This window comes from Sulfuriferula sp. GW1, assembly GCF_047300855.1.
GTDB lineage: Bacteria > Pseudomonadota > Gammaproteobacteria > Burkholderiales > Sulfuriferulaceae > Sulfuriferula.
Genome location: NZ_CP170197.1, coordinates 1,047,428 through 1,073,589 on the forward strand (window position 1 = coordinate 1,047,428; position 26,162 = coordinate 1,073,589).

Sequence of the window (26,162 nt, forward strand, 5' to 3'; positions counted from 1 at the left end):
TATGATTCGCCGTATCCAGCATATAAAGTCATTTGGAGTGTTTGACGACTTTCAATGGCCTAACAGTCTTCCAGAATTCAAACAGTTCAATCTGATATATGGCTGGAACTATTCTGGTAAGACGACCCTGTCCCGTGCCTTTAGGTGTTTTGAGCAGAAGCAGCCGCATGTGGACTTCGCTGGCGCGCAAGTGCAACTCAAAGATCAAGACGGAGCTGTTCACCATCTGTCCGTTCCGCATACCGCTCCCGTGTTCCGGGTTTTTAACAGCGACTTTGTCAGCGACAATCTCAGCTTTGAAGCCGGGAGCGCGACGCCTGTTTTAGTCTTGGGTGCAGAGGACATTGAGAAGCAGGAAGCACTGAAAGCAAAAGCCGCTGAGCGGAAGGTGCTTTCCTTGAGCATAGAGGCAAACAAGAGAAACCGGGAAGATAGGCAGTCAGCTATTGAGAAAGCGCTTCGAGACTATGCGCGTGACTTTATAAAGAACCCGCTCTCTGTGCCGAATTACGACAAGACTCGCTTCGAGCCGAAGGTCATCGAGTGCAAGTTCGCCCCAGGAAAATATCTGCTGGGGGATGACGCATTGGCTGAATGCCTTGCGGTGTATCGTTCGACTGACAAGAAACCAACTCTTTCTACAAAAGTACTGGCGCTCTCTCCAGTAGCAGATCTGACGAAAAAGGCGGCATCCATTCTGGCGAGGGTCGTTACTTCTAATATTCAAATTTCCCGACTCAAGGAAAATCCAGCGGTTGAGAAATGGGTCAAGGATGGCCGACCACTGCACGATGGAAAGGATGCCTGCCAGTTCTGCGGCCAACCGCTTCCCGCCGATTTGATGGCCCACCTCGCCGGGCACTTCTCTGCCGATTATGACGACTTGATGTCAGAGTTGAAATCCGCGGCGAATAGCATTCAGGTTGCTCAAAAGGATGCGATTACGCTCGACCACAAATCCGATTTCTATTCGGAGTTGTCAGAGCGATTTACCGCTGAAAAAGACCAACTGGATGAATTGCTAGAAGCCCGCAGGGCTGCGCTGAAAAGTCTTGATGAAGCCATGACTGTAAAGCAGACCAAGGCGTTTACGAGTCTTGAATGTCCGGCGGTTGACGATCCAGATCCTCGAATCGTCAGCGCGGTTCAAGCTATCAACAAAATCATAGCAGAGCACAACTACCGGACGGCAGAATTCGACAGAAATCGCCAGGAGGTTTTCACCAAGCTTGAAAAACACTATGCAGCGTTATTTGTAGGCGACCAGAAATACAACGAACAACTCCAGCAAATTGAGGGCCTGAATACTACGATTACCGGACAGGCTAAAAAAATAAACGAACTAGATGTCGAAATTCGCACACTTGAACAGGCTCTTTCTGAGGCCTCGAAGGGAGCGGAGCGAATTAACGAATTGCTCGCCGCATACTTTGGCAAGAATGATTTGCGGATCAAGGTATCGGCAGACAAGCGTTTTCAAATTATCCGAGACGGTGTCATTGCCAAGAATTTAAGCGAAGGAGAGAAGACGGCAATTGCGTTCGCTCACTTCATCACCCGTGTTCAGGACGGACGACATCCGCTGGCTGACACAAGGGTTGTTATTGATGACCCGATTTCCAGCTTGGATACGAATCATCTTTTCAATACTTACGCCCTGATTAAGACGCAGTTGTCAGATTGCTGCCAGCTATTCATTTCGACACATAGTTTCGAGTTCTACAATCTCATCCGTGAGTGGGTTGGCGATGATGAGAAAGACACGAAAAAACCCCAGGCCGACTGGAAAAAGTGGGGCATATTTCTCGTTAAACGGACTGACTCTGGGAAATCTGAACTGGAGGAAATACCCAAAGTACTTTTAAAGTTCAAATCCGAATACCACTATCTTTTCTCGACGCTCTACCACTTTGAGAAAAACGGAGCAGATGATTTTGACAACCTTCTTAGTCTGCCCAATGTTGTTCGGCGATTCATGGAGGCTTTTGGCGGAATAATGATCCCATTGTCAACGGGGCTGAGGGGCAAGATGGAGCGTCTTTTCTCCGATCCGGTGGAGCGCGAGCGTGTTTGGAAGTTTATCAACTACTATTCGCACAACACCACAATTACACGTTCGCTCACGATTCCCGATACGAGCGAATGTAAGGCGGTTGTTCAAGCTTGTCTAAAAGCAGTCAGTGAATGGAATGCGCAGTATTACGCAGACCTTGAGTCGGAGGTCGGCTGAGAGCTAATTTCATATGGGTACCTATTCATACCTTTTAGACCTCTCCTTCATTCAGTGCTTCCCTTTTTGCGATGGGAAAAGTAGCATCTTTTCCCATCAAAACTACTTGCTCAGACTTGTGCATCCGCCTAATAAAAAAGCAATTTCACGAATACACCTGCTTGGCACGGGTTGGGCGTTCTCGCCGAATAATTCCGTCGAGGGTTTTAGCCGAGATCAGATTGAATACGCGCTGGTGGGATTGCGTCGCGAGCAGAAGATATGCCGTATCTACTGGGAGCGCGGCTGATGGATATTTTGCGGCTTCTATCGCTCGCTGAAAGCAAGACGCTTGAGTTCAAGCGTGAGTTGTCGTCGCCGAAGCCGGTGTTGCGCACGCTGGTGGCTTTTGCCAATACGGCTGGCGGGACGCTGATTATTGGCAAGTCGGATGATGGGGAAATTGTCGGGGTAGATGATGTCCTGGCTGAAGAGGAGCGGCTGGCCAGTCTGATTGCCGACAGTATCGCGCCTGCGATGATGCCCGAGATCGAGGCGATCACCGTGGAAGATAAAACGCTGTTGCTGGTACGCGTGGCTCATTGGCCGGGGCCGTTTTACCTGAAGGAGATGGGGCCGGTAGATGGGGTGTATGTGCGGCTGGGTTCCACCAACCGCAAGGCGGATGCGGCCATGCTGGCAGAGCTGGAGCGTTTTCGCAGCAACCACTCGTTTGATCAGTTGCCTTGCGCTGAGGCCGGAGCAGAGGCGCTGGATGATGCTTTGATCCACCGCTGGTTTGAGACCATCGGCAAAGAGATGCGCACATCCGATCTGGAATCAATGGAGATTCTGGTGCCGCAAGGCTCACGCAAGGTGGTTTCCAATGGCGGCATGATTCTCTTTGGCCGCGAGGAAGTACGAAACCGCTATTTCCCGGATGCCAATGTCTCTTGTGCCCTGTTTCACGGCGCGACCAAAAGCCGCTTTCTTGATCGAAAGGATTTCGGGGGTGGCATCTTTGGTGCGCTGGAAGAGGTGCCGAAATTCATTGCCCGTAATACGCGCCTGGCGGCGAAGATCGAGAATATTCGTCGGCAGGATATTCCGGAGTATTCGTTAGTGGCTGTGCGTGAAGTGCTCATCAATGCCTTGGCGCACGCCGATTATGGTGTTACCGGTATGCGCCTGTTCGTATCCATCTTTTCCGACCGGCTGGAGATACAGAACCCCGGCATGTTGCCTTTTGGCATGACACTGGAGGATTTTAAATCGGGCGTCAGCCGGGTGCGCAATCGCGTGATCGCGCAGGTGCTGCACCGGCTGGAGATCATGGAGCGCTGGGGCAGCGGCTATGAGCGGATTCGCGAAGCCTGCCGCGAAGGCGGTTATCCGGAACCGGAATGGCAGGAAATGGGCATGTGTACGCGCGTCATCTTCCGTCCGCATCCTGATGTCGCAGCCAGTGAGCCTGCAAATGAGCCTGTAAATGAACCTGTAAATGAGCCTGTAAATGAACGGCAACGCTGGTTCATGGAGCAGCTCCAGCGCGGTGGGCAGGTAAAAGCCGAGGACATCGTGAGTCAATGGCAGGTCAGTCTGGCGACGGCTAAACGAGACATTGCATCGCTACGAGAAAAAGAACTAATCGAGTTCATCGGGGCTGCCAAGACGGGTAGCTATCGGCTGAAAATGTCAGGAAAGAATCGCTAACGATGTCGCCCGGTAACTACTCCGAAGACAGCCTCGTCGAACAACCCGCCATCCAGCTCTTTGCCGAACTGGGCTGGGAGACGCTATCCGCTTCGGATGAGGTGATGGGCGCGAGTGGCACGCTTGGCCGCGAGACGAAATCCGAGGTGGTGCTGACTTCACGTTTGCGCAATGTGCTGACGCGGCTGAACTCATCGCTGCCACCCGAAGCAATTGCCGCCGCCGTGGATGAGTTGTCGCGCGACCGTTCCGCGATGCTACCTACCGCTGCAAACCGCGAACTGTGGGCGTTGATGCGAGACGGGGTGAAGGTGTCCGTGCCTGACGTGGTGAGGGGAGGGCAGAAGGACGAGCGAGTGCGGGTGGTGGATTGGGACGATGTAACCGCCAACGATTTCCTGCTGGTGAGCCAGATGACCATCGTCGGCCAGCTATACACCTGCCGTCCGGATTTGATCGGCTTCGTGAATGGTCTGCCGTGGGTGGTGATCGAACTGAAGAAGCCGGGCGTACCCGCCAGGCAAGCCTTCGACGGCAATCTCACCAGTTACAAGCACGCGCAGAACGGCGTGCCTGCGCTGTTCTGGTCGAATGCCCTGCTGATTGCCTCCAACGGCACCGATAGCCGCGTGGGGTCGCTCACCGCCGATTGGGAGCGGTTCTTCGAGTGGAAGCGCATTGAGCACGAGGATGAGCCGCGCCGGGTGTCGCTGGAGGTAATGCTGCGCGGGCTGTGCGAACCCTCCCGCCTGCTGGATATGGCGGAGAACTACACGCTGTTTTCCGAACACAAGAGCGGGCTATCCAAGATCATCGGGCAGAACCATCAGTTCATCGGCGTGAATAACGCCATCCGCGCCATGCTCAAGGCGCGCGAGGAAGGCCACGGGCGCGGTGGTGTGTTCTGGCAAACGCAGGGTTCCGGCAAGAGCTTTTCCATGGTGTTCTTCGCGCAAAAGGTGCTGCGCAAGGTTCCGGGCAACTGGACATTCGTCATTGTCACTGACCGGGTGGAACTGGACGATCAAATCGCCAGGACTTTCGCCGCCTGCGGCGCGGTGAGCGATGCGCAGGTCAGCCACGCACAAAGCGGCGCACAGCTACGTGAGCTGCTTTCCGGAAATAACCGCTATGTGTTCACGCTGATCCACAAGTTCCAGACTTCCGAGGTGCTGTGCGACCGGCGCGATGTGATCGTGCTGACCGACGAGGCGCACCGCAGCCAGTACGACACGCTGGCGTTGAACATGCGCGCTGCGCTGCCGAATGCGATGTTCATTGCATTCACCGGCACGCCGCTGATCGCCGGAGAGGAACGCACGCGCGAGGTGTTCGGCGATTACGTTTCCATCTACGATTTCCAGCAGTCCGTTGAGGATGGCGCGACCGTGCCGCTGTTCTACGAGAACCGCACGCCGGAACTGCATCTTGATAATCCCGACCTGAACGATGACATCTACGCGCTGATCGAGAACGCCGAGCTTTCCGAAGATGCCGAGAAGAAGCTGGAACGCGAGCTGGGGCGGCAGTATCACCTCATCACCCGCGACGACCGGCTGGATACGGTGGCGCAGGACATCGTGACCCATTTTCTCGGACGCGGATTCCAGGGCAAGGCGATGGTGGTGTCCATCGACAAGGCCACCGCGCTGCGCATGTACAACAAGGTGCGCCAATTCTGGCCGAAAGACGACGAAACCGATATGGCGGTGGTGGTGTCGCCAGGGCAGAATGAAATCGAGCAGATGGCGAAGCTGGGCATCGACATCGTGCCGCACCGCAAGCGCATGAATGAGGAGGATCTGGCTGAAAAGTTTAAAGCCCCCAACAATCCGCTGCGTCTGGTGTTCGTGTGTGCGATGTGGCTGACCGGTTTCGATGCGCCCAGCTGTTCAACGATCTATCTCGACAAGCCGATGCGCAACCACACGCTGATGCAAACTATCGCCCGCGCTAACCGTGTGTATCCCGGAAAACACAGCGGCTTGATCGTGGACTATGCCAACGTGTTCGCTTCGTTGGAGAAAGCGCTGGCGATTTATGGCAAAGGCGGCGGTGGCGAGATGCCGGTGCGCGACAAGAAGGCGCTGGCGGATGAGCTGCGCTATGCGGTGAATGACGCGAATGTTTATTGTCTGGAACACGGCGTTGCGCTGGCGGAAATTGAAACCATGCCAACGGCCAACTTTGCGCAGGCTGGGGCTATCAAGGATGCGGCAGACAGGCTGATGGCGCCGGAGACGATCAAGCGCGATTTCCTCGCGCTGGCGGCATTGGCCAGCAGCTTGTATTGTGCATTGAAGCCTGACCCGGTGGCGGTCGAGTTTGCGCAGCGTTGCGGTTGCCTGGCCGCGATTGCCGAATGCATCCGCACCGTGACCGAACCGCCGGATATTTCGCACATCATGCAAGGCATACAGGACTTGCTGGACGAATCTATCGCTGCCGAACCGTTCAAGATTCGGCAACCTGCGCAAGGCTACGGTCAGATTGATTTGTCCAGGATTGACTTCGCGGCGTTACGCAAGCGCTTCGAGGACAAGAAGCCAAGCAATACCGATGTCGAGCGGCTAAAGGCAGCGGTGCGCGCGCAACTGGAACGCATGGTGCGCCTCAACCCGACGCGTGCTGATTATCTGGAAAAATTCCAGGCATTGATCGAAAGCTACAACTCGGGCAGCCGCAATATCGATGAAATTTTCAAGGAGCTGCTGGCATTGTCCACTGTTCTGACGGAAGAACAGACACGCCATGTGCGCGAAAACCTGAGCGAAGAAGAACTCACGATCCTGGATATTCTCACCCGGCCTGCGCCGGAGCTCACCACCGAAGAACGTGAAGAGGTAAAGAAGGTTGCGCACATTTTGCTGGAAAAGCTGCATAAGCTGCTTGTGCTGGGCTGGCGGCAAAAGATTGCTACTCGCGCGCGTGTGAAAATCGAGATCGAAAACGCGCTTGATGAAGGTTTGCCGCGCGCTTATTCCAAGGAAATTTACGCAGTCAAATGCGCTGCGGTTTTCGAGCATGTGTATCAAAGCTATCAGGGCGAAGGGCGTAGCGTTTATTCTGTGTGACTGGATGTGGTTGAGAGCGCCGCTTTGCATCGGTGCATGCTTATGGATTTGTCGGCTGCGTGAATCTATGCAAATATTTTAAGTCACCATCCGGCGCAATGCATTTCGCCTATTGGCGCCCGGCGTTTTTCGGGTTTCAGGCCAACAGATTTTTCCGCCATGCTGTCGCACGACGAAAAAATGCTATTCGCTATTCCCTTTCGGAGAATACTTTGATTACTTGTTATCTTCGCTATGTGATCGATCCTTTCAAGCTCAAGGAATTTGAGACCTACGGAAAGATGTGGATACCGCTGGTCGAGAAGTTCGGTGGCAAGCATCATGGCTATTTCATGCCTCACGAAGGCGCCAACAATATCGCCCTTGCCCTGTTTTCTTTTCCTTCGCTGGCAGCCTATGAAACATATCGCACCCAGGCGGCGAACGATCCGGAATGCCAGGCCGCGATGCGCTACTACCAGGAAACAAAGTGCTTCATCAGCTATGAGCGCTCTTTCATGCGGCCTGTATTCGAGTAGTCGCGAAGCCTGAAGAATTATTCGGCTGGACCATAATTAAACCGAAGGAAATCGGATGCCCTATTTGAACGCCAGAATTTGTGCTCCGCAATCTCCTGAAACCACGAACAAGATTGCCGATTTTCTTACCGAACTCACGGCTGAAGTATTGGGAAAAAAGAAGGAGCTCACCTCGGTTGCAATCGAGTATGTGTCAGCCAGCGAGTGGTTCATAGGCGGCACTTCACTCGACTCACAGGGTTTGGCAACTTTTTATCTCGACATCAAGATTACTGAAGGCACCAACACAAAAAACCAGAAGGCCGATTATATTCAAAAAGTATTCGCTGCCTTCGAGTCGGTTCTGGGTAGTCTCAATCCGGCGAGTTATATCGTCATCCATGAGGTTCGGGCGGATTCCTGGGGTTATGAAGGCGCAACCCAGGAGTTCCGTTACATCAAGGGAAAGACTCTTTAGACGCTCCCGGAAAATCAGTTGCTGCAACGCTGTATCAATACCCAAAGGGCGTCGCTATAATTCCGCTCATGTCTGAAATCTTTCAAACCATCGCCCTGGTGGGCAAATACGATAGTCCTGAAATCGGTGAGGCATTGTTGCGCCTGGCGGATTTTCTGCGCGATCGCGGCCATGATGTGCTGATTGCGCGCAATACTGCGGAGCATATCGGTAGCGATGTTTACCCGATAGCCGAGTTGGCTGAGCTCGGCGCGCGGGCGGATCTGGCAGTAGTGCTGGGAGGTGACGGTACGATGCTGTCCATTACACGCATGCTGGCGAAAGACGATATTCCCCTGGTCGGTGTCAACCAGGGTCATCTGGGTTTCCTGACCGATGTGCCGGTGGAAACCATGTTCGAAAGCATGACCGCGATTCTGGATGGCGAGTATGTAGCAGAACAGCGCCTGCTGTTGAATACCAGGATAGTGCGCGATGGTGAGGATATTTATACTGCATGCGCGTTCAATGACGTGGTGGTGAGCAAGGCGAGCAGTGGCCGGCTGATTGATTTTGAGGTCTTCATCGACGGCGATTATGTTTATCGCCAGCGTTCCGACGGTCTGGTCATAGCCACGCCTACCGGCTCTACCGCTTATGCGCTGTCAGCGGGCGGGCCGATCCTGCACCCGACGCTGGAAGCTTTCGTGCTGGTGCCCATCTGTGCGCATACCCTGTCGGCCCGGCCGATAGCGGTGAACAGCCGGTCGGATGTTGAACTGCGCCTGATCGAGGCAGGGGACGCACGCGTCTATTTTGATGGTCAGCGCCATTTCGATGTACAGCCCGGTGACCGCGTACTGGTCAGTCGCGCGCCTAAAACCATCCGCCTGCTGCATCCCAAAAATTACAGCTACTACTTTACGCTCAGGCACAAGCTGCACTGGGGTACCCAACTTTAAAGGGCGCTTCCAGCCATCCATATTTCATCCCAACGACTGCGCCACTCAAAAAATTTCTTGCTTACCTTTCTTTATATGCCGCGCTGCGAACTTTTTACTGAGTCTTCCATTCGGGTGAAATCCGGATTGATGGAGGCGCCCTGATGCTGCGCCTGCTGAGCCTGCGCGACTTCGTTATCGTGGATGCGCTCGATATCGAATTCGAGCCGGGTTTCACCGTGCTGACCGGCGAGACCGGCGCGGGTAAATCCATACTGGTGGACGCGCTGGCGTTGGCGCTGGGTGAGCGCGGCGATGCCAGTGTGGTGCGCGAGGGCGCCGCGCGCGCAGACATCAGCGCCGAGTTCGATGGCAGCGCCTTGCCCGCTTTGCAAGCCTGGCTGACCGAGAACGCGCTGGACGACGATGCGGCTTGCCTGCTGCGCCGCGTGGTAGACAGCAACGGACGCTCGCGCTGCTTTATCAATGGCCGCAGCGTCACCGCGCAGCAGTTGCGCGAGGCCGGCGAGTTTCTGGTCGATATCCACGGCCAGCACGCGCATCAGTCGCTGCTCAAAACAGCTGCCCAGCGCGATCTGCTCGACAGTTACGGCGGCCTGCAAGCCCTGGCGCGGCAGGTGGCCGATGCCTATCGCCAGTGGCGCGAACTGCACGACCGGCTTAACGCGCTGCGCGACAACAGCAGCGAACTCGACGCCGAACGCGAGCGCCTGCAATGGCTGGTCACGGATGTGGACGCGCTGCAATTTACGTTGCCGGGATGGGACGAATTGCAGGCCGAGCACCGCCGTTTGGCCAATGCCGCCAGCCTGCTGGAGGGCGTGGGCCAGGCGCTGGATAGCCTGTCGGAAGGCGAAGCGGCCGCCGAGCAGCAGATCAGTGCAGTCAGCGCGCGGCTGGCGAGCCTGGCGGATTACGATAGCGACCTGCAACCGACGTGCGAGCTGGTGGAATCGGCGGTGCTCCAGTTACAGGAAGCCACCCACAGCCTGCGCCGCTATCTCGATCATCTGGAAGCCGACCCGGCACGTTTGAATGAAGTCGAGGCACGCATCGAACAGGTACTCGACACGGCACGTAAATATCGCGTCAAGGCGGAACAATTACCCGACCTGTTGAGCAGCGCACAAACCCGGCTCGGCGAACTCGGCGCAACAGCTGACCCGGCGGCGCTGGAACAGGCTGCCAATGCCGCGCGCGAACAGTGGCTTGCCCACGCAACCAAACTCAGCGCCGGACGCGCCAAGGCCGCCAGCAAACTGGCGACCAGCGTGACCTTGTCCATGCAGCAACTGGCACTGGCCGGCGGCGCATTCGAGATCGGCCTGACGCCGCTGGCCGAGGGCCATGCACACGGCCTGGAACAGGTCGAGTTCATGGTCGCGCCGCACGCGGGCGCTGCACCTAAAGCCCTGGCCAAGGTTGCTTCGGGCGGCGAATTGTCGCGCATCAGTCTGGCATTGCAAACCGCGGTCAGTCAGGTGGCCGGTGTGCCTACGCTGATCTTCGACGAAGTCGACGTCGGCATCGGCGGCGGGGTGGCGGAAATCGTGGGGACGCTGCTTAAAAACCTGGCCAACAGCCGCCAGGTATTGTGTATCACGCACCTGCCGCAAGTGGCCGCGTGCGGTCAACAGCATCTGCAAGTCAGCAAGGTGGCGCGCGACGGCAGCGTGGTAAGCCATATCACTGTGCTCGATGCGCCCGCGCGCGTGGATGAAATCGCCCGCATGCTGGGAGGGGTCACCATCACCGAAACCACGCGCAAACATGCGGCGGAGATGTTAAGCACCTGATGCGCCTGGTGTTTCTTTCCCGCGGCAAAAAATCCTCGCCTATTCCGGAACTATTCAAGTCTATCCCTACCTAATAGGAAGCTAACTATTAGGAGAATACCAATGCGCACGACGCCTGCAACTGCTCAGCGCTTTGCCGAGGCACTGCATACCGCCGCCCATGCCTGGAAACTGGCGCTGGATCGCCGCCTCAAACCACTCGGGTTGAGCCGTGCCACCTGGATGGCGCTGTCGGCCGCTGCCAAGGCAGCTGCGCCCCCGACGCAGATTGAATTGGCCGATGCTGTCGGTATAGAGGGCCCGAGCATGGTGGCGCTGATTGATCGGCTGGAGAAAGCCGGCCTGGTCAGGCGCATTCAGGATCCCGCCGATCGTCGCGCCAAACGCATCGAGGTGACCGAAGCGGGACTGGTGGTGTTCGGGCAGATTCGGCGCGTGGCGGCTGAGCTGCGTGCAGTCATTCTGGCGGATGTGGCAGGGGAGGATATCGATCGCGCTCTGGCTTTGCTCGAGCACATCCGTACCGAGGCGGAAGCGCAGGAATGAATACCACGCTCAAAAAATCCTTGATTGCCGTTACCGTGCTGGCGCTGCTGGCGGGCGGCGGCTGGTACTGGAATGCCGCACGCAAGCTGCGCACCACTGACAACGCTTACGTGAATGCCGCGATTGTTCAAGTCGCCAGCCAGGTGACCGGGCAGGTGGTGGCCGTGCACGTGCAAGAAGGCGGTTTTGTCCATGCCGGAGACGATCTGTTCGACGTGGATCCGGCGCCCTATCAGGTGGCGCTGGCTGCCGCGCAGGCCAAACTGGCAGAAGCGCGCCAGGGCAGCCAGGCCAACGTGCTCGGGGTGGAGGCCGCGCGTGCCGCGCTGGCGCAGAGCCAGGCCGATTTGAACAATGCGCGTGCCCAGGCCCAGCGCACTCATGATCTGGTGCTGGCCAAATTCGTCTCCAAACAGGCGGAGGACGACGCTCAATCGAAGCTGCAGGTAGCTCAGGCGGCCTTCAATGAAGCGCAATCCAGGTTGGGTCAGGCGCAGGCGGGTGCCAGCACCGTGGGCGGCGCGACACCGGCGGTGCGGGCTGCGCTGGCGGCAGTGGATGCGGCCCGGCTGGATTTGCAGCACACCCGCATCCGCGCGACCCAGGATGGCTGGATCGCCAATATCACCCTGGTGCCGGGCACGACGGTGTCGCCCAATCAGCCGCTGTTCGCATTGATTCAGCAAGGCAGCTTCTGGGTGGATGCCAATTTCAAGGAAACCGAGTTGCCCGGCCTGCATCCGGGACAGACCGCCGAAGTCCAGCTCGACATGCTGCCGGGTAAAACTTTTCCGGCAGTGGTGGAGTCGCTGGGCGGCGGCACGGGTGCGGCGTTTTCGCTATTACCCGCACAGAATGCCACCGGCAATTGGGTCAAGGTCACCCAGCGCGTGCCGGTGCGGGTGCGTTTTGTCGGGAGCGCGGCCACCCAGCCGTTTAAAGTGGGCGCGACGGCCACGGTCAGCATCAAGCTGGCCAGCTGAGCATGAATGCCTCACGTGTATGGGTCACCGTGGCGGTGATGGCCGCCACCATCATGCAGGTGCTCGATACCACCATCATCAACGTCGCGTTGCCGCATATGACGGGCGAACTGGGTGCCAGCCCGGACACCATTTCCTGGGTGCTGACTTCGTATCTGATCGCCTCGGCGGTGTTCATGCCGCTGGCCGGATTCTTTACTGACCGCTTCGGGCGCAAGAAATATCTGCTGGTGAGCATCGCCGGTTTTGTGATCGCTTCCGCGCTGTGCGGGCTGGCCAACGGACTGCCGGAGATGGTGTTGTTCCGCCTGTTTCAGGGAGTTTTCGGGGCCGCGCTGGTGCCGCTGTCGCAGGCGGTGATGGTGGATACCTATCCTATCGAAGCGCGCGGCAAGGCGATGGCAATCTGGGGCATGGGGGTGATGGCGGCGCCTATCCTCGGGCCCTCGCTGGGCGGCTACCTGACCGAAATCGCCTCATGGCGCTGGTCGTTCTATATCAATGTGCCGGTGGGGATCGTTTCTTTCCTGCTGGCGCTGCGTTTCGTGCCGGATACGCCGATACGCGCGCGGCGCATGGACTGGCTGGGTTTCGGCGCGCTGGCGCTGGCCATTGCCTGCGGGCAACTGGTGCTGGATCGTGGCGCCGGCGATGACTGGTTCAATTCCAGTTTCATTACGCTGAGCACCCTGCTGGCGTTGGCGGCATTCCTGGCCTTCGTGTGGAAAAGTGTGGCCGGCCAGGGCGAGCCGGTGTTCGATCTGGCGGTGCTCAAGGATCGCAATTTTGCCGTTGCCTGCCTGATCAGCCTGGCCACCGGGCTGGGGGTCTATGGCGGGATGTTGTTATTGCCGCTGTATCTGGAGAACCTGCTGGGCTTTCCCACGCTGGATGCGGGAATGTATCTGGTGCCGCGCGGACTGGCGACTTTCGTCAGCATGAGTCTGGTGGGGCACTTTTCCGGCAGGATCAGCCCGCGCACCATGGTTGCGGCCGGCTTGCTGTTAAGCGTGGCGGGTGCGTGGATGATGACCGGCATTACCCCGCAGACGGCAGGCAGCTATATCCTGTGGCCGATGGTGCTGCAGGGCCTGGGGATGGGGCTGGTTTTTGTGCCGATGTCGACGCTGGCGTTTGCTACCATTCCGCCGCAAATGGCAGCCGAAGCAGCGGGCTTGTACAGCCTCACGCGCACGCTGGGGTCTGCCGTCGGCATCTCGGTGGTGAGCACTTATCTGAGCTATTCGACGCGCGTCAACTGGGCCGGGTTGCGCCAGTACATCACGCCTTATAACGCTCATGTGCAGCAGTTTCTGGCGCCATTACATCTGGATATGCAGAAGGGCGGGGCCGGGGTGATGGGTCAGGTGGTGCAACAGCAGGCCAGTGTGCAGGCTTTCGTCAGCACCTTTTGGCTGATTACGCTGAGTTTTGTGGTATTGCTGCCGTTGCTGCTGTTGATCAAATCGGTCAAGGGCCTTAAAACCGCCCAGGTGATCGCCGAATAGATTTATTTGGGTTTATGCGGACACGCGTTTTTGGTGCAATCCGCGTAAATATGCAGTGAGTGGTCGTGAATGGCAAAGCCGCGCTGGGCGGCGACTTTTTTCTGGCGGCGCTCGATTTCCTCATCGAAAAATTCTTCCACGCGCCCGCACTGTATGCACACCAGGTGGTCGTGGTGGCCGCCGCTGTTGAGCTCGTACACTGCCTTGTCGCTGTCGAAATGATGGCGGATCAGCAGTCCTGCCTGTTCGAACTGGGTCAACACCCGGTACACCGTGGCGAGCCCGATATCGATGTCTTCTGCAATCAGCAGGCGGTACACTTCTTCAGCGTTAAGGTGGCGTTTTTTCGAACTCTCGAACAGATCAAGGATTTTCAGTCGGGGCAGGGTGGCTTTGAGGCCGATGCTTTTCAGATCGCTGGGGTCGCTCATGATGGGGAGTGTCTCGTGCAGGTTATCTGAGCTATCATAGTGCCTTTATTTTGCTTTGCAAACACAAGACTAAATATGCGCGCCCTGATCCTGATTTTCGCAGCCAGCCTTGGACTGGCTGGTTGCAAAAGCATGCCGTCCTTTTCCGTGCCGTCTCTGACACCCTACAAAATCGATATCCAGCAGGGCAATTACGTGGATAGCGCGAATGTGGCCAAGCTCAAAATCGGCATGACCCGTGAGCAAATCAGTTTCATTATGGGTACACCACTGGTGAAGGACATGTTCCACACCGGCCGTTGGGATTACATCTATATCGATAATAAAGCCGGAAAGCGGGTCACCCAGCGCCGCGTGGCCGTGTACTTTGACGGAGATATTGCGAAACGCATTGTGGAAGTGATGAATGACGGCAAGGAGGTGGATATCAAGGCCACCCTCGCCCCGGAAGAGCCAGCGCCGGCCGGCGCGAATGCGCCCGCTGCTGCGGAGCCGTCTGCCGAAACAGTTCCGGTCCCAGCCCCAGCCCCAGCCGAACCTCCTGCAGGTGGTAAATGAGCGCTGTCGCACCGATTAAAATAGTGATTGCAGGAAGTTCGGGGCGGATGGGCCGCGTGTTGCTGGAGGCCGTCGCTCAGGCGCCGGACTGTATGCTGTATGGCGCGCTGGAACGCACCGGCAGTGCGTTTCTCGGCCGTGATGCGGGTGTATTGGGCGGATCGACTGAAGTCCTGATTGGCGACGACATGGCTGCCGCATTGGAGGGTGCCGACGTGCTGATTGATTTCACCCGTCCCGAAGGCACGCTGCAGCATCTGGCGCTGTGCCGCAAGCACGGCGTGAACATGGTTATCGGCACGACCGGGTTCTCTGCCGAGCAAAAACAGGCGATCGCCGACGCTGGGCAGGATATTGGCGTGGTATTCGCCCCGAACATGAGTGTGGGCGTGAATCTCACTTTCAAGCTGCTGGAAATCGCTGCCAAAGTACTCAACGAAGGTTATGACATCGAAGTCATTGAAGCGCACCATCGCCACAAGGTGGATGCGCCGTCCGGCACGGCGCTGCGCATGGGCGAGGTGGTGGCCGACGCGCTTGGGCGCGATTTATCCGAATGCGCAGTGTATGGCCGCGAAGGCGTGACCGGAGAGCGCCAGCCATCCACCATCGGCTTTGCCACGGTGCGCGGAGGCGATATCGTCGGCGACCACACGGTGATGTTCGCCGGTATCGGCGAGCGCGTGGAAATTACCCACAAGGCATCCAGCCGTATGACCTTCGCCCAGGGCGCGCTGCGTGCCGCGCGCTTCCTCGTGATTAGCCCGGCCGGGCAGTATGATATGCAGGACGTGCTGGGATTGCGTTGAACTTGCATTGAGTTCGGGGCTAGTTTCGGCTAAAATGTCATACATATTTCAGAGGCGGGCGGGTGAAAACCCGGCCCGCCTCTTCGTGTAAGCCTCATACCGGAGTACTCCCTTGTCGCACGCTCAACCCGCCATTCTGGTGCTTGCCGATGGTTCAGTCTTCCGCGGCGTAGCCATCGGGGCATCAGGCATCACCGTGGGCGAGGTGGTGTTCAACACCGCCATGACCGGCTATCAGGAGATCCTGACCGACCCGTCCTACGCGCGCCAGATTGTTACGCTGACCTATCCACACATCGGCAATACCGGCGTCAATGCGGAAGATATGGAAGCGGAAAAGGTCCATGCCGCGGGTCTGGTAATCCGTGATTTGCCGTTATTGGCCAGCAACTTCCGCAGCGCACAGTCCTTGTCCGATTATCTGGTTGAGGAAAACGTCGTTGCCATTGCCGACATAGACACGCGCCGTCTCACTCGCATCCTGCGTGAGACTGGCGCGCAATCCGGTTGCATCATGGCGGGGAAGGTTGACGAAGCCGAGGCGCTGGCGCAGGCGCGCAGTTTTCCCGGCCTGGCTGGAATGGACCTGGCCAAGGTGGTGAGCTGCAGCGCTGCCTATCCGTGGGAGGAAGGCGAATGGCAACTGGGCAAGGGCTACACCAGGCCTGAGCACATGCCGTTCCATGTCGTTGCCTACGATTACGGCGTCAAGCGCAACATCTTGCGCATGCTGGCGGAACGCGGCTGCAAGCTGACCGTGCTGCCAGCGCAGGCCAGCGCGCAAGACGCCCTGGCGCTCAAGCCGGATGGCATTTTCCTGTCCAACGGCCCGGGCGATCCCGAGCCGTGTGATTACGCCATTACCGCACTCGGCGAGCTGTTGACGACGGGCATCCCGATTTTCGGTATTTGCCTGGGGCACCAGCTGCTGGCGCTGGCTTCCGGAGCCCGGACCGTCAAGATGAAATTCGGGCACCACGGCGCCAACCACCCGGTGAAAGACCTCGACACGGGACGCGTGGCAATCACCAGCCAGAATCACGGCTTTGCGGTGGATGCAGACACGCTTCCCGCCAACCTGCGCGTGACCCATGTTTCCCTGTTCGACGGCTCGCTGCAGGGTTTTGCCCGTACCGATGTGCCGGCGTTCAGCTTCCAGGGCCATCCCGAGGCCAGCCCCGGCCCCCATGATGTCGGTTATCTGTTCGACCGCTTCGTGGCCATGATGCAGAAAGCCCACCGTTAAGCCATGCCGAAACGTACCGACATCCACAGCATCCTCATCATCGGCGCCGGCCCCATTGTCATCGGCCAGGCGTGCGAGTTCGACTATTCCGGCGCGCAGGCCTGCAAGGCACTGCGCGAGGAGGGCTACAAGGTTATCCTGGTCAACTCCAACCCGGCCACCATCATGACCGACCCGGAGATGGCCGATGTGACCTACATCGAGCCGATCACCTGGCAGGTGCTGGAAAAAATCATCGAGAAAGAACGTCCCGAGGCGCTGCTGCCCACCATGGGCGGACAGACCGCGTTGAACTGCGCGCTGGATCTGGCCAGGCATGGCGTGCTGGAGAAATTCGGCGTGGAAATGATTGGTGCCTCGCGCGACGCCATCGATATGGCCGAAGACCGCGAAAAATTCAAGCAGGCGATGACCCGCATCGGCCTCGCTTCGCCGCGTTCATCGATTGCGCACAGCATGGAAGAGGCCCTGCAGGTACAGGCAGTCATGGGCTTTCCCACCATCATTCGTCCCTCCTTCACCATGGGCGGCACCGGCGGCGGCATTGCCTACAACCGCGAAGAGTTCGTGACCATCTGCGAGCGCGGTCTGGAGGCGTCGCCGACCCGTGAATTGCTGATCGAGGAGTCGCTGATCGGCTGGAAAGAATACGAGATGGAAGTGGTGCGCGATCGCGCCGACAACTGCATCATCGTCTGCTCCATCGAAAACCTCGACCCGATGGGCGTGCATACCGGTGACTCCATTACCGTGGCGCCGTCGCAAACGCTGACCGACAAGGAATACCAGATACTGCGCAATGCCTCGATCGCGGTACTGCGCGAGATCGGCGTCGAGACGGGCGGTTCCAACGTACAGTTCGGCATCAACCCGGTCGACGGGCGCATGGTGGTGATCGAGATGAACCCGCGTGTGTCGCGCTCCTCGGCGCTGGCGTCCAAGGCCACTGGCTTCCCCATCGCCAAGATCGCTGCCAAGCTGGCGGTGGGCTACACCCTGGACGAGCTGAAAAACGACATCACCGGCGGTGCGACGCCGGCTTCATTCGAGCCCAGTATCGACTATGTGGTGACCAAGATACCGCGCTTTGCCTTCGAGAAATTCCCGCAGGCCAACGATAGGCTCACCACCCAGATGAAATCGGTGGGTGAGGTGATGGCAATCGGCCGCACCTTCCGCGAATCCTTCCAGAAAGCGCTGCGCGGGCTGGAAACCGGCATGGACGGGCTGAATGAAATCACCACTGATCGCGATGTGATCGAGGCGGAAATCGGCAACCCCGGTCCTGAGCGTATCTGGTATGTGGCCGATGCGTTCCGTATCGGCATGAGTCTGGATGAGGTGTTCAGCTTCACCAAAATTGACCCGTGGTTCCTGGTGCAGATCGAGGCGCTGGTGGCGGATGAGGCGGCACTCAAAGACCGCTCCCTGGGCGATATCAGTGCTGACGAATTGCGCAATCTGAAGCGCAACGGTTTTGCCGACCGCCGCCTGGCCGCACTGCTGGGTAGCGACAAGCACGCGGTGCGTGCAAAGCGCTGGGCGCTGGGTATCCACCCGGTATACAAGCGCGTGGACACATGTGCGGCGGAGTTCTCCACCCACACTGCCTATATGTATTCCACCTACGAGGAGGAATGCGAAGCGCAACCGACCAATCGCAAGAAAATCATGGTGCTGGGGGGTGGGCCCAACCGGATCGGCCAGGGTATCGAGTTCGATTACTGTTGCGTCCATGCGGCCCTGGCGATGCGCGAAGATGGTTATGAAACCATCATGGTCAACTGCAATCCGGAAACGGTCTCGACCGATTACGACACTTCCGACCGCCTGTATTTCGAATCGGTGACGCTGGAGGATGTGCTGGAAATCGTGCGCGTCGAACAGCCGGTCGGCGTGATAGTGCAATACGGCGGGCAGACTCCGCTCAAGCTTGCACGCGATCTGGAGGCTTTCGGCACACCCATCATTGGTACGACACCGGACATGATCGACTGCGCCGAAGACCGCGAGCGTTTCCAGCAACTGCTGGTTGGGCTGGGTTTGAAGCAGCCGCCCAACCGCACTGCGCGCTCAGCCGACGAAGCCATGCGCCTGGCGGCCGAGATCGGTTACCCGCTGGTGGTACGCCCATCCTACGTGCTGGGCGGCCGTGCCATGGAAATCGTGCGCGAGGAAGCCGATTTGCAGCGTTACATGCGCGAGGCGGTCAAGGTTTCCAACGACTCCCCGGTACTGCTGGATCGCTTCCTCAACGACGCGATTGAGGTGGACGTGGATGCCATCAGCGACGGCAAGCAGGTGCTGATCGGCGGCATCATGGAACACATTGAACAGGCGGGCGTACACTCCGGGGATTCGGCATGCTCGTTGCCCCCGTACAGTCTGTCGGCTGAAATCCAGGACGAAATCCGCCGCCAGACCATTGCCATGGCGCGTGCGCTCAATGTGGTGGGGCTGATGAACGTGCAGTTCGCACTGCAGGGTGATACGGTGTACGTATTGGAGGTCAACCCGCGTGCTTCGCGTACCGTGCCGTTTGTGTCCAAAGCCACCGGCATCCAGTTGGCCAAAGTCGCCGCGCGCTGCATGGCGGGACGCAGTCTGGCCGAACAGGGGTTTGCAAAAGAAGTCGTGCCACCCTATTTCTCGGTGAAGGAAGCGGTATTCCCCTTTGCCAAATTCCAGGGCGTGGACACGCTGCTGGGGCCAGAAATGAAGTCCACCGGCGAAGTCATGGGGGTGGGCGCGAGTTTCGGCGAAGCCTTCGTCAAGTCACAACTGGCAGCCGGGGTGAAACTGCCCAAGGGTGGTGCTGCGTTCATCAGTGTGCGCAACGCTGACAAACAGAAAATCGTCGAAATTGGCGCCCAGCTGATTGATCTGGGCTTTACCCTGTTTGCTACCCGCGGCACCGCAGCAGCGCTGGCGCTGGGCGGGCTGGCGGTGACTGTTGTGAACAAGGTTACTGAGGGGCGTCCGCATATTGTGGACATGATTAAAAACAACGAGATCAGCCTGATCGTCAACGTGGTGGATGACAAGCGTGCCGTGCGCGATTCGGTGGAAATTCGCCGTGTCGCACTGGCGCAACGCGTTACTTACTACACCACGCTGGCCGGGGCACGCGCTGCCTGCATCGGAATGCAGGCGATGGGCGGGCTGAAAGTTTATGACCTGCAGGGATTGCACCAGCAATTGCCTGCTCGATAAGGATTAACCATGAGTGCCATGAGCAAAATTCCATTGACAGTGAAGGGTGCAGAGATGATGCGCCAGGAACTGCACCGTCTGAAAACCATCGAGCGCCCGGCTGTCATTACCGCAATCGCAGAAGCGCGCGCGCAGGGTGACTTATCTGAAAACGCCGAGTACGATGCCGCCAAAGAGAAGCAGAGCTTTATCGAAGGACGCATTGCCGATCTGGAAGGCAAGCTGTCGTCGGCGCAGATCATCAATCCTGCCGAACTGGATGCGGACGGACGCGTGGTGTTCGGTGCAACGGTAGAACTGGAAGATCTGGAAACAGGCACAACGGTGACTTATCAGATCGTCGGCGACGATGAAGCCGACATCAAGCAATACAAAATCTCGATCAGCTCCCCGATTGCGCGCGCGCTGATTGGAAAGAGTGCTGGCGATACCGCAGACGTGCAAGCGCCTAGCGGTGTGCGCCAGTATGAGGTGCTGGATGTGAGTTACGTATAAACCATGAAAAACCTGCCTGAAGCGCTCGCCAGAATTGTTGTGACCCTGTGGGTAGGCGGCATATGGGCGATTGGCTATCTTGCCGCGCCGGTCCTGTTCACCAGTCTGGCCGACAAGCAGCTGGCCGGCAATCTGGCGGGACACATGTTTACCGTCATGGCGTATGTCAGTATTGCATGCGCGCTTTATCTGATTATTCAGCGTCTGGCAGCGTTTGGCGGGCGGGCGTTTAAACAGGCATTTTTCTGGGTCGTGCTGGTGATGTTGTTACTGACGCTGGCTACTCATTTCGGGATCCAGCCCATCATGGAAAGTCTCAAGGAACGGGCCATGCCGCAGGCGGTCATGGAAAGCATCTTTCGCGACCGCTTCGCACGCTGGCATGGCATTTCCAGCATTGTCTATCTGGTGCAGAGCTTGTTGGGATTGATATTGCTTTTCAAGCAGAATAGCCGTTGATCCGATTACTTGGGCAGGCTGATTTTCGGCTTGGCGGCAGGGCGGTAAATCAATAAAAGCTTGCCGATATGCTGAACCGGTGCTGCGGCCAGCTCCGTACAGATTTTTTCCATAATGGCGATGCGGTGGTCGCGGTCATCACCGAATACCCTGACCTTGATGAGTTCATGGCTTTTCAGATTAATATCCACTTCGCGCATGACCGCGTCGCTCAGTCCGGCATCCCCGATCATGACAACCGGATGCAGGTGATGGGCTTGCCCGCGCAAATAACGGCGTTGTAGTGTGTTGAGGGTGATCATGATGGCCATTTCTAAAGCAAACCCGGATTTTAGCCGATGAAGCCCAGTAGGACCAGTAAAGCCTGGATGCGCGAGCATGTAAATGATCCTTATGTGAAACTGGCCAAGCAACATGGCTATCGTTCACGTGCGGCGTTCAAGCTCGAAGAAATCAATACGCGCGATCAACTGCTCCACCCCGGCATGTTGGTGGTGGATCTGGGTGCGACACCCGGTGGCTGGTCGCAGGTCGCCGCCAAGGCGGGTGCAAAGGTGATTGCACTGGATCTGCTGGAAATGGACTCGATAGCCGGGGTGACTTTTATCCAGGGCGATTTTACCGGGGAGGCGGCGCTCACGGAATTGAAGCAAGTGCTGGCAGGGCGGCTTCCTGACCTTGTAATTTCGGATATGGCCCCCAACATGAGCGGTGTGGCCAGCGCCGATCAAGCTCGCAGCATGCATTTATGCGAACTGGCACTGGAGTTTGCATGTCATCATTTGAAACCTGGCGGCGCTTTTCTGGTCAAGACTTTTCAGGGTGAAGGTTTTCAGGAATACGTGAAGCTTATGCGACATCAGTTCGCGCAGGTGGTAACGCGCAAGCCGCGTGCCTCGCGCGATCGTAGTAGTGAAGTGTATCTTCTGGGGAAAAGCAGGCTTCCAAACGCTGGCAGTGGTACCGGAATCGGTTTAGAATGAGTTTAAATTCGCAATTTTTACCTGCTCACAGGAGCGCTACGTGAATAACATGTTTAAAAATATTGCCATCTGGCTGGTTGTTGCCTTGGTATTAATGACGGTATTCAACCAGTTCAGCACACGCCAGACTGCTCAGGCCCAAATGGACTACTCGCAGTTCATTCAGGAGGTCAAGCAAGGTCAGATTGCCAAAGTGGTGATCTCAAACCATGTGCTGAAAGGCGTGAAAAGCGATGGCAAGCACTTCACTTCCTACGCCCCATCGGACCCATGGATGGTTTCAGACCTGCTAAAAAATGGCGTAGTGATCGAAGCGAAACCGGAAGAGGAGCCATCGTTCCTGATGAGTCTGTTCGTTTCCTGGTTCCCGATGCTGCTCTTGATCGGTGTGTGGATATTCTTCATGCGCCAGATGCAGGGTGGTGGCAAGGGTGGCGCGTTTTCGTTCGGTAAGAGCAAGGCACGCATGCTGGACGAATCCACCAACCAGATTACTTTTGCAGACGTGGCTGGGTGTGACGAAGCCAAGGAAGAAGTGTCGGAACTGGTCGAGTTTCTGCGCGACCCAACCAAATTCCAGAAGCTGGGTGGACGCATTCCGCGCGGTGTGCTGATGGTGGGTAACCCAGGTACAGGTAAAACCTTGCTGGCCAAAGCCATTGCCGGGGAAGCCAAAGTGCCATTTTTCAGCATTTCCGGTTCTGATTTCGTGGAGATGTTTGTCGGCGTGGGTGCTGCGCGGGTGCGCGACATGTTCGAGCAGGCCAAAAAACACGCCCCTTGCATTATTTTCATCGACGAGATTGACGCAGTTGGTCGCCAGCGCGGTGCGGGCATGGGTGGCGGTAACGACGAACGCGAACAGACGCTGAACCAGTTGCTGGTCGAAATGGACGGCTTTGAAGGCTCGGCGGGCGTCATTGTGATTGCGGCGACCAACCGTCCCGATGTACTCGATCCTGCCCTGCTTCGACCAGGCCGTTTTGACCGCCAGGTGGTGGTTCCGCTGCCAGATATTCGTGGGCGCGAACAGATTTTGCTGGTGCACATGCGCAAGATTCCGATGGCGCCGGATGTGCGCGCCGACATACTGGCGCGTGGCACCCCGGGATTTTCCGGCGCGGATCTGGCCAATCTGGTAAACGAAGCAGCGCTGTTCGCTGCGCGCGGTAATAAGCGTCTGGTGGACATGGATGATTTCGAGCATGCCAAAGACAAGATCATGATGGGTGCCGAACGTAAAAACATGGTCATGCCAGAAGTAGAGCGTCGTAATACTGCTTATCACGAGGCTGGCCACGCAGTGGTGGCGTATACGCTGGACAAGACCGATCCGGTACATAAAGTCACCATCATTCCGCGTGGGCGTGCACTGGGACTGACTATGCAGTTGCCGACCGAAGACCGCTACAGCATGGATCGCGAACAGATACTGCAAAATATATCGGTACTGTTCGGTGGCCGTATTGCTGAAGAAGTGTTCATGAACCACATGACCACCGGCGCCTCCAACGACTTCGAGCGAGCTACGGAAATGGCACGGCGCATGGTGACCCAATGGGGTATGTCGGATGCTTTGGGACCCATGGTGTATGGTGAGAACGAGGGAGAGGTCTTCCTGGGGCGAAGCGTGACGACGCACAAGAATGTGTCTGAGGCCACCATGCAAAAGGTGGATATGGAAATCCGGCGAATCATCGATCAGCAGTACGCGCTGGCTCGCAAGATTCTTGAGGACAGTCGCGACAAGGTGGAAGCCATGGCGCACGCTCTACTGGAGTGGGAAACCATTGATGCTGATCAGATTGGGGATATCATGAAAGGCCAGCCGCCGCGCCCGCCCAAGCCGGCAGCAAGTGTCAACCCCAGCCCGCCTAGCCCACCGCCGGGCGGCGTACCGACAACTACGCCGGCGCCTACTACAACGCCAGCACAAGAGACCTGACCGCATAAGACAAGTAATGCAACACCAGCCAGGGGCTATAATGCAGCCCCTGGCTTTTTTATTTTGTTCGCGATGATTTTGCGCTGCGGCAATATCCAACTCGATGTGTCCACTCCCCGTATCATGGGGATTCTCAATGTCACCCCCGATTCATTTTCGGATGGTGGCCGGTACACGCACATTGCTCATGCGGTAGAGCATGCTCATCAGTTAATCGCGGAGGGCGCTGCGATAATCGATATCGGGGGTGAATCTACCCGTCCCGGAGCCCAGTGGGTACCATTGCAGCAGGAGATGGACCGGGTGTTGCCGTTGCTAAGTGCATTGCAAGGTTGCGGAGCAGTTCTGTCAGTGGATACGCGTAAACCCGAAATCATGGTTGCCGCGATTGCGGCAGGCGCACACATGATTAATGATATTGATGCTCTCCAGGCGCACGGGGCGTTGCAGGCTGTCGCATCGGGCGAAACTGCGGTGTGTCTGATGCACAAACAAGGCGAGCCGCAAGCCATGCAAAACAATCCGAGCTATGGCGATGTAGTAGTCGAGGTCACTGATTTTCTTGCCGAGCGTATGACTGTGGCGATGGATGCGGGCATTGCGCGCGAGCGTATCGTGGTGGATCCGGGCTTTGGTTTTGGTAAATCGCTGACACATAATCTTAAACTTTTACACCATCTTGACCGTATTACTGAACTGGGAGTGCCGGTACTGGCGGGAATTTCGCGCAAAACCATGCTCGGCAAGGTTACCGGGCGAGCAGTAGGGCAGCGTGAATATGCCGGTCTGGCCGCTCAGGTATTAGCCGTCATGCGCGGTGCACGCATTCTGCGTGTCCACGATGTTGCTGCATGTCAGGATGCATTGAAAATAATTCAGGCTGTGGAGGAATGCGATGAGTAGAAAATATTTTGGTACGGATGGTGTACGCGGCCGGGTCGGAGATAACCCGATAACCCCGGACTTCGTCATGCGTTTGGGCTTTGCGGCAGGCAAAGTTCTGGCTTCCGATACCTCGGGTTTGGCTGCTGGCGAAAACCCGGTAGTCTTGATCGGTAAAGATACGCGCATTTCCGGATACATGCTCGAAGCCGCCCTGCAAGCCGGTCTGTGCGCCGCCGGTGTGGATGTGCGTCTGGTGGGCCCAATGCCGACCCCGGCGGTGGCTTATCTGACCCGTGCGCTACGTCTTCAGGCGGGCGTGGTGATTTCCGCCTCGCATAACCCGTTCGAAGACAACGGCATCAAGTTTTTTTCCGCAACTGGCGCCAAACTGCCGGATGCCACCGAACTGGCCATTGAAGCGCTGGTGGATGAGCCGATGGAAACCATGCCTTCCAGAGGGTTGGGGCGAGTCAAGCGTATTGAAGATGCTGCCGCACGCTATATCGAGTTTTGCAAGAGTACTTTTCCGTTTGATCGAGATCTGCGTGGCCTGCGTATCGTGCTGGACTGCGCACACGGTGCAACTTACCATGTTGCCCCGCATGTGTTGCATGAACTGGGTGCGGAGGTGATTCCCATCGGTAATCACCCGGATGGTTTCAATATTAACCGCGATTGCGGGGCGACTCACACCACAGCGATGAACACTGCGGTGCGCCGCCATCGTGCCGATTTTGGCATTGCACTGGATGGCGATGGAGACCGCCTGATGATGGCGGATGCCGACGGCACGATTTTCGATGGCGATCAGCTGGTCTACGCAATTGCCAGGCACCGTTCAGAAGGGGGTTCCCTGAAGGGCGGTGTGGTTGGCACCTTGATGACCAACCTGGGTATGGAGCACGCTCTGGGACGCTTGAATATCCCGTTCGCCCGGGCCAAGGTGGGTGACCGTTACGTACTGGAATTGCTGCAGCAAAAAGGCTGGCAATTGGGTGGAGAGACATCGGGTCATGTGTTGTGCCTGGACAAGCACACCACCGGCGACGGTATCATTTCAGCGCTACAAGTACTCCATGCGTTGCGCGACAGCGGAACGTCGTTGGGTGAATACACCGCGGATCTCAAGCTATATCCGCAAGTGCTGCTGAACGTGCGGGTTGCCAAAGGCTTCGACCTTGAGCATGCCGCAGTGCGGCAGGCATGCGACGATGCCGAAAGCGCTTTGGGCAAGGATGGCCGCATCGTGCTGCGTGCATCGGGTACCGAGCCGTTGATTCGCGTAATGGTTGAAAGTACTTGCCCGGATCAGTCCAGGCTACAGGCTGAACATATTGCGCAGGCGGTGCGTCAGGCCGCACCTTGAACAGGGGTTGGCCGCGTATTAAAAAAG

The 26,162-nt window shown here is 57.4% G+C and carries 22 protein-coding genes; 20 read left to right on the forward strand and 2 right to left on the reverse strand.

Annotation, left to right across the window (positions count from 1 at the left end):
• The first annotated feature begins 1 nt into the window (after window position 1).
• The 10 genes from ACFDAU_RS05210 to ACFDAU_RS05255 all read left to right on the forward strand — a co-directional run bounded on the left by ACFDAU_RS05210 (window position 2) and on the right by ACFDAU_RS05255 (window position 13,745).
• Window positions 2–2,230 (forward strand): AAA family ATPase, encoded by a 2,229-nt coding sequence (locus ACFDAU_RS05210; RefSeq protein ID WP_413438952.1) that lies wholly within the window; start codon window positions 2–4, stop codon window positions 2,228–2,230.
• A 261-nt stretch (window positions 2,231–2,491) separates the two neighbouring features.
• Window positions 2,492–3,922 carry an ATP-binding protein gene (locus ACFDAU_RS05215; protein WP_413438953.1) on the forward strand — a complete coding sequence of 477 codons (1,431 nt, stop codon included), beginning with the start codon at window positions 2,492–2,494 and terminating at the stop codon, window positions 3,920–3,922.
• Window positions 3,923–3,924: 2 nt separating this feature from the next.
• Window positions 3,925–6,996, forward strand: coding sequence for a type I restriction endonuclease subunit R (locus ACFDAU_RS05220; RefSeq protein ID WP_413438954.1), 3,072 nt, complete (start codon window positions 3,925–3,927; stop codon window positions 6,994–6,996).
• 98 nt (window positions 6,997–7,094) lie between these two features.
• The gene (locus ACFDAU_RS05225; RefSeq protein WP_413438955.1) at window positions 7,095–7,514 is read left to right on the forward strand and encodes an NIPSNAP family protein; all 420 of its coding nucleotides are present in this window, start codon (window positions 7,095–7,097) and stop codon (window positions 7,512–7,514) included.
• A gap of 55 nt (window positions 7,515–7,569) precedes the next feature.
• A complete protein-coding gene (locus ACFDAU_RS05230; RefSeq protein ID WP_413438956.1) occupies window positions 7,570–7,971 on the forward strand; it encodes a tautomerase family protein in 402 nt (133 codons plus the stop codon).
• Window positions 7,972–8,039: 68 nt separating this feature from the next.
• Window positions 8,040–8,912: an NAD kinase gene (locus tag ACFDAU_RS05235; protein ID WP_413438957.1), complete on the forward strand. Its 873-nt coding sequence runs from the start codon at window positions 8,040–8,042 to the stop codon at window positions 8,910–8,912.
• Window positions 8,913–9,055: 143 nt separating this feature from the next.
• Window positions 9,056–10,708 carry a DNA repair protein RecN gene (gene recN, locus ACFDAU_RS05240; protein ID WP_413438958.1) on the forward strand — a complete coding sequence of 551 codons (1,653 nt, stop codon included), beginning with the start codon at window positions 9,056–9,058 and terminating at the stop codon, window positions 10,706–10,708.
• Between the two features lie 102 nt (window positions 10,709–10,810).
• A complete protein-coding gene (locus ACFDAU_RS05245) occupies window positions 10,811–11,254 on the forward strand; it encodes a MarR family winged helix-turn-helix transcriptional regulator (RefSeq protein ID WP_413438959.1) in 444 nt (147 codons plus the stop codon).
• Window positions 11,251–12,237 carry an efflux RND transporter periplasmic adaptor subunit gene (locus tag ACFDAU_RS05250; protein WP_413438960.1) on the forward strand — a complete coding sequence of 329 codons (987 nt, stop codon included), beginning with the start codon at window positions 11,251–11,253 and terminating at the stop codon, window positions 12,235–12,237. Before ACFDAU_RS05245 ends, ACFDAU_RS05250 begins: the two co-directional genes overlap by 4 nt.
• 2 nt (window positions 12,238–12,239) lie before the next feature.
• Window positions 12,240–13,745: a DHA2 family efflux MFS transporter permease subunit gene (locus ACFDAU_RS05255; RefSeq protein WP_413438961.1), complete on the forward strand. Its 1,506-nt coding sequence runs from the start codon at window positions 12,240–12,242 to the stop codon at window positions 13,743–13,745.
• Window positions 13,746–13,747: 2 nt separating this feature from the next.
• On the opposite strand, the gene fur is transcribed toward ACFDAU_RS05255, so the two are convergent.
• Window positions 13,748–14,176, reverse strand: coding sequence for a ferric iron uptake transcriptional regulator (gene fur / locus ACFDAU_RS05260; RefSeq protein WP_124703505.1), 429 nt, complete (start codon window positions 14,174–14,176; stop codon window positions 13,748–13,750).
• A gap of 75 nt (window positions 14,177–14,251) precedes the next feature.
• Here fur and ACFDAU_RS05265 point away from each other — a divergent pair, with 75 nt between their 5' ends.
• The 6 genes from ACFDAU_RS05265 to ACFDAU_RS05290 all read left to right on the forward strand — a co-directional run bounded on the left by ACFDAU_RS05265 (window position 14,252) and on the right by ACFDAU_RS05290 (window position 20,956).
• Complete coding sequence (locus ACFDAU_RS05265) at window positions 14,252–14,734, forward strand: outer membrane protein assembly factor BamE (RefSeq protein ID WP_413438962.1); 483 nt, start codon at window positions 14,252–14,254, stop codon at window positions 14,732–14,734.
• Complete coding sequence (gene dapB / locus ACFDAU_RS05270) at window positions 14,731–15,543, forward strand: 4-hydroxy-tetrahydrodipicolinate reductase (protein WP_413438963.1); 813 nt, start codon at window positions 14,731–14,733, stop codon at window positions 15,541–15,543. The genes ACFDAU_RS05265 and dapB overlap by 4 nt, the downstream gene beginning before the upstream one ends.
• Window positions 15,544–15,655: 112 nt before the next feature.
• On the forward strand, window positions 15,656–16,789 hold the full coding sequence (carA, locus tag ACFDAU_RS05275; protein WP_413438964.1) for a glutamine-hydrolyzing carbamoyl-phosphate synthase small subunit: 1,134 nt from the start codon (window positions 15,656–15,658) through the stop codon (window positions 16,787–16,789).
• Between the two features lie 3 nt (window positions 16,790–16,792).
• Window positions 16,793–20,002 carry a carbamoyl-phosphate synthase large subunit gene (gene carB / locus ACFDAU_RS05280; RefSeq protein ID WP_413438965.1) on the forward strand — a complete coding sequence of 1,070 codons (3,210 nt, stop codon included), beginning with the start codon at window positions 16,793–16,795 and terminating at the stop codon, window positions 20,000–20,002.
• 18 nt (window positions 20,003–20,020) lie between these two features.
• A complete protein-coding gene (gene greA, locus ACFDAU_RS05285) occupies window positions 20,021–20,497 on the forward strand; it encodes a transcription elongation factor GreA (protein ID WP_413439505.1) in 477 nt (158 codons plus the stop codon).
• 3 nt (window positions 20,498–20,500) lie between these two features.
• Window positions 20,501–20,956, forward strand: a complete 456-nt coding sequence (locus tag ACFDAU_RS05290) for a DUF4149 domain-containing protein (RefSeq protein WP_124703500.1) — start codon at window positions 20,501–20,503, stop codon at window positions 20,954–20,956.
• A 5-nt stretch (window positions 20,957–20,961) separates the two neighbouring features.
• Here the strand turns inward: ACFDAU_RS05290 and yhbY are convergent, their stop codons facing one another.
• Window positions 20,962–21,258 carry a ribosome assembly RNA-binding protein YhbY gene (gene yhbY / locus ACFDAU_RS05295; RefSeq protein WP_124703499.1) on the reverse strand — a complete coding sequence of 99 codons (297 nt, stop codon included), beginning with the start codon at window positions 21,256–21,258 and terminating at the stop codon, window positions 20,962–20,964.
• Window positions 21,259–21,294: 36 nt separating this feature from the next.
• Between yhbY and ACFDAU_RS05300 the strand changes: the two genes are divergently transcribed.
• The 4 genes from ACFDAU_RS05300 (at window position 21,295) to glmM (ending at window position 26,135) form a co-directional block, all read left to right on the forward strand.
• Window positions 21,295–21,939: an RlmE family RNA methyltransferase gene (locus ACFDAU_RS05300; RefSeq protein ID WP_413438966.1), complete on the forward strand. Its 645-nt coding sequence runs from the start codon at window positions 21,295–21,297 to the stop codon at window positions 21,937–21,939.
• Between the two features lie 40 nt (window positions 21,940–21,979).
• Window positions 21,980–23,884, forward strand: coding sequence for an ATP-dependent zinc metalloprotease FtsH (gene ftsH, locus ACFDAU_RS05305; RefSeq protein WP_413438967.1), 1,905 nt, complete (start codon window positions 21,980–21,982; stop codon window positions 23,882–23,884).
• Window positions 23,885–23,956: 72 nt separating this feature from the next.
• A complete protein-coding gene (gene folP, locus ACFDAU_RS05310) occupies window positions 23,957–24,787 on the forward strand; it encodes a dihydropteroate synthase (RefSeq protein WP_413439506.1) in 831 nt (276 codons plus the stop codon).
• Complete coding sequence (glmM, locus tag ACFDAU_RS05315; protein ID WP_413438968.1) at window positions 24,780–26,135, forward strand: phosphoglucosamine mutase; 1,356 nt, start codon at window positions 24,780–24,782, stop codon at window positions 26,133–26,135. The genes folP and glmM overlap by 8 nt, the downstream gene beginning before the upstream one ends.
• The last annotated feature ends 27 nt before the right edge of the window (window positions 26,136–26,162 follow it).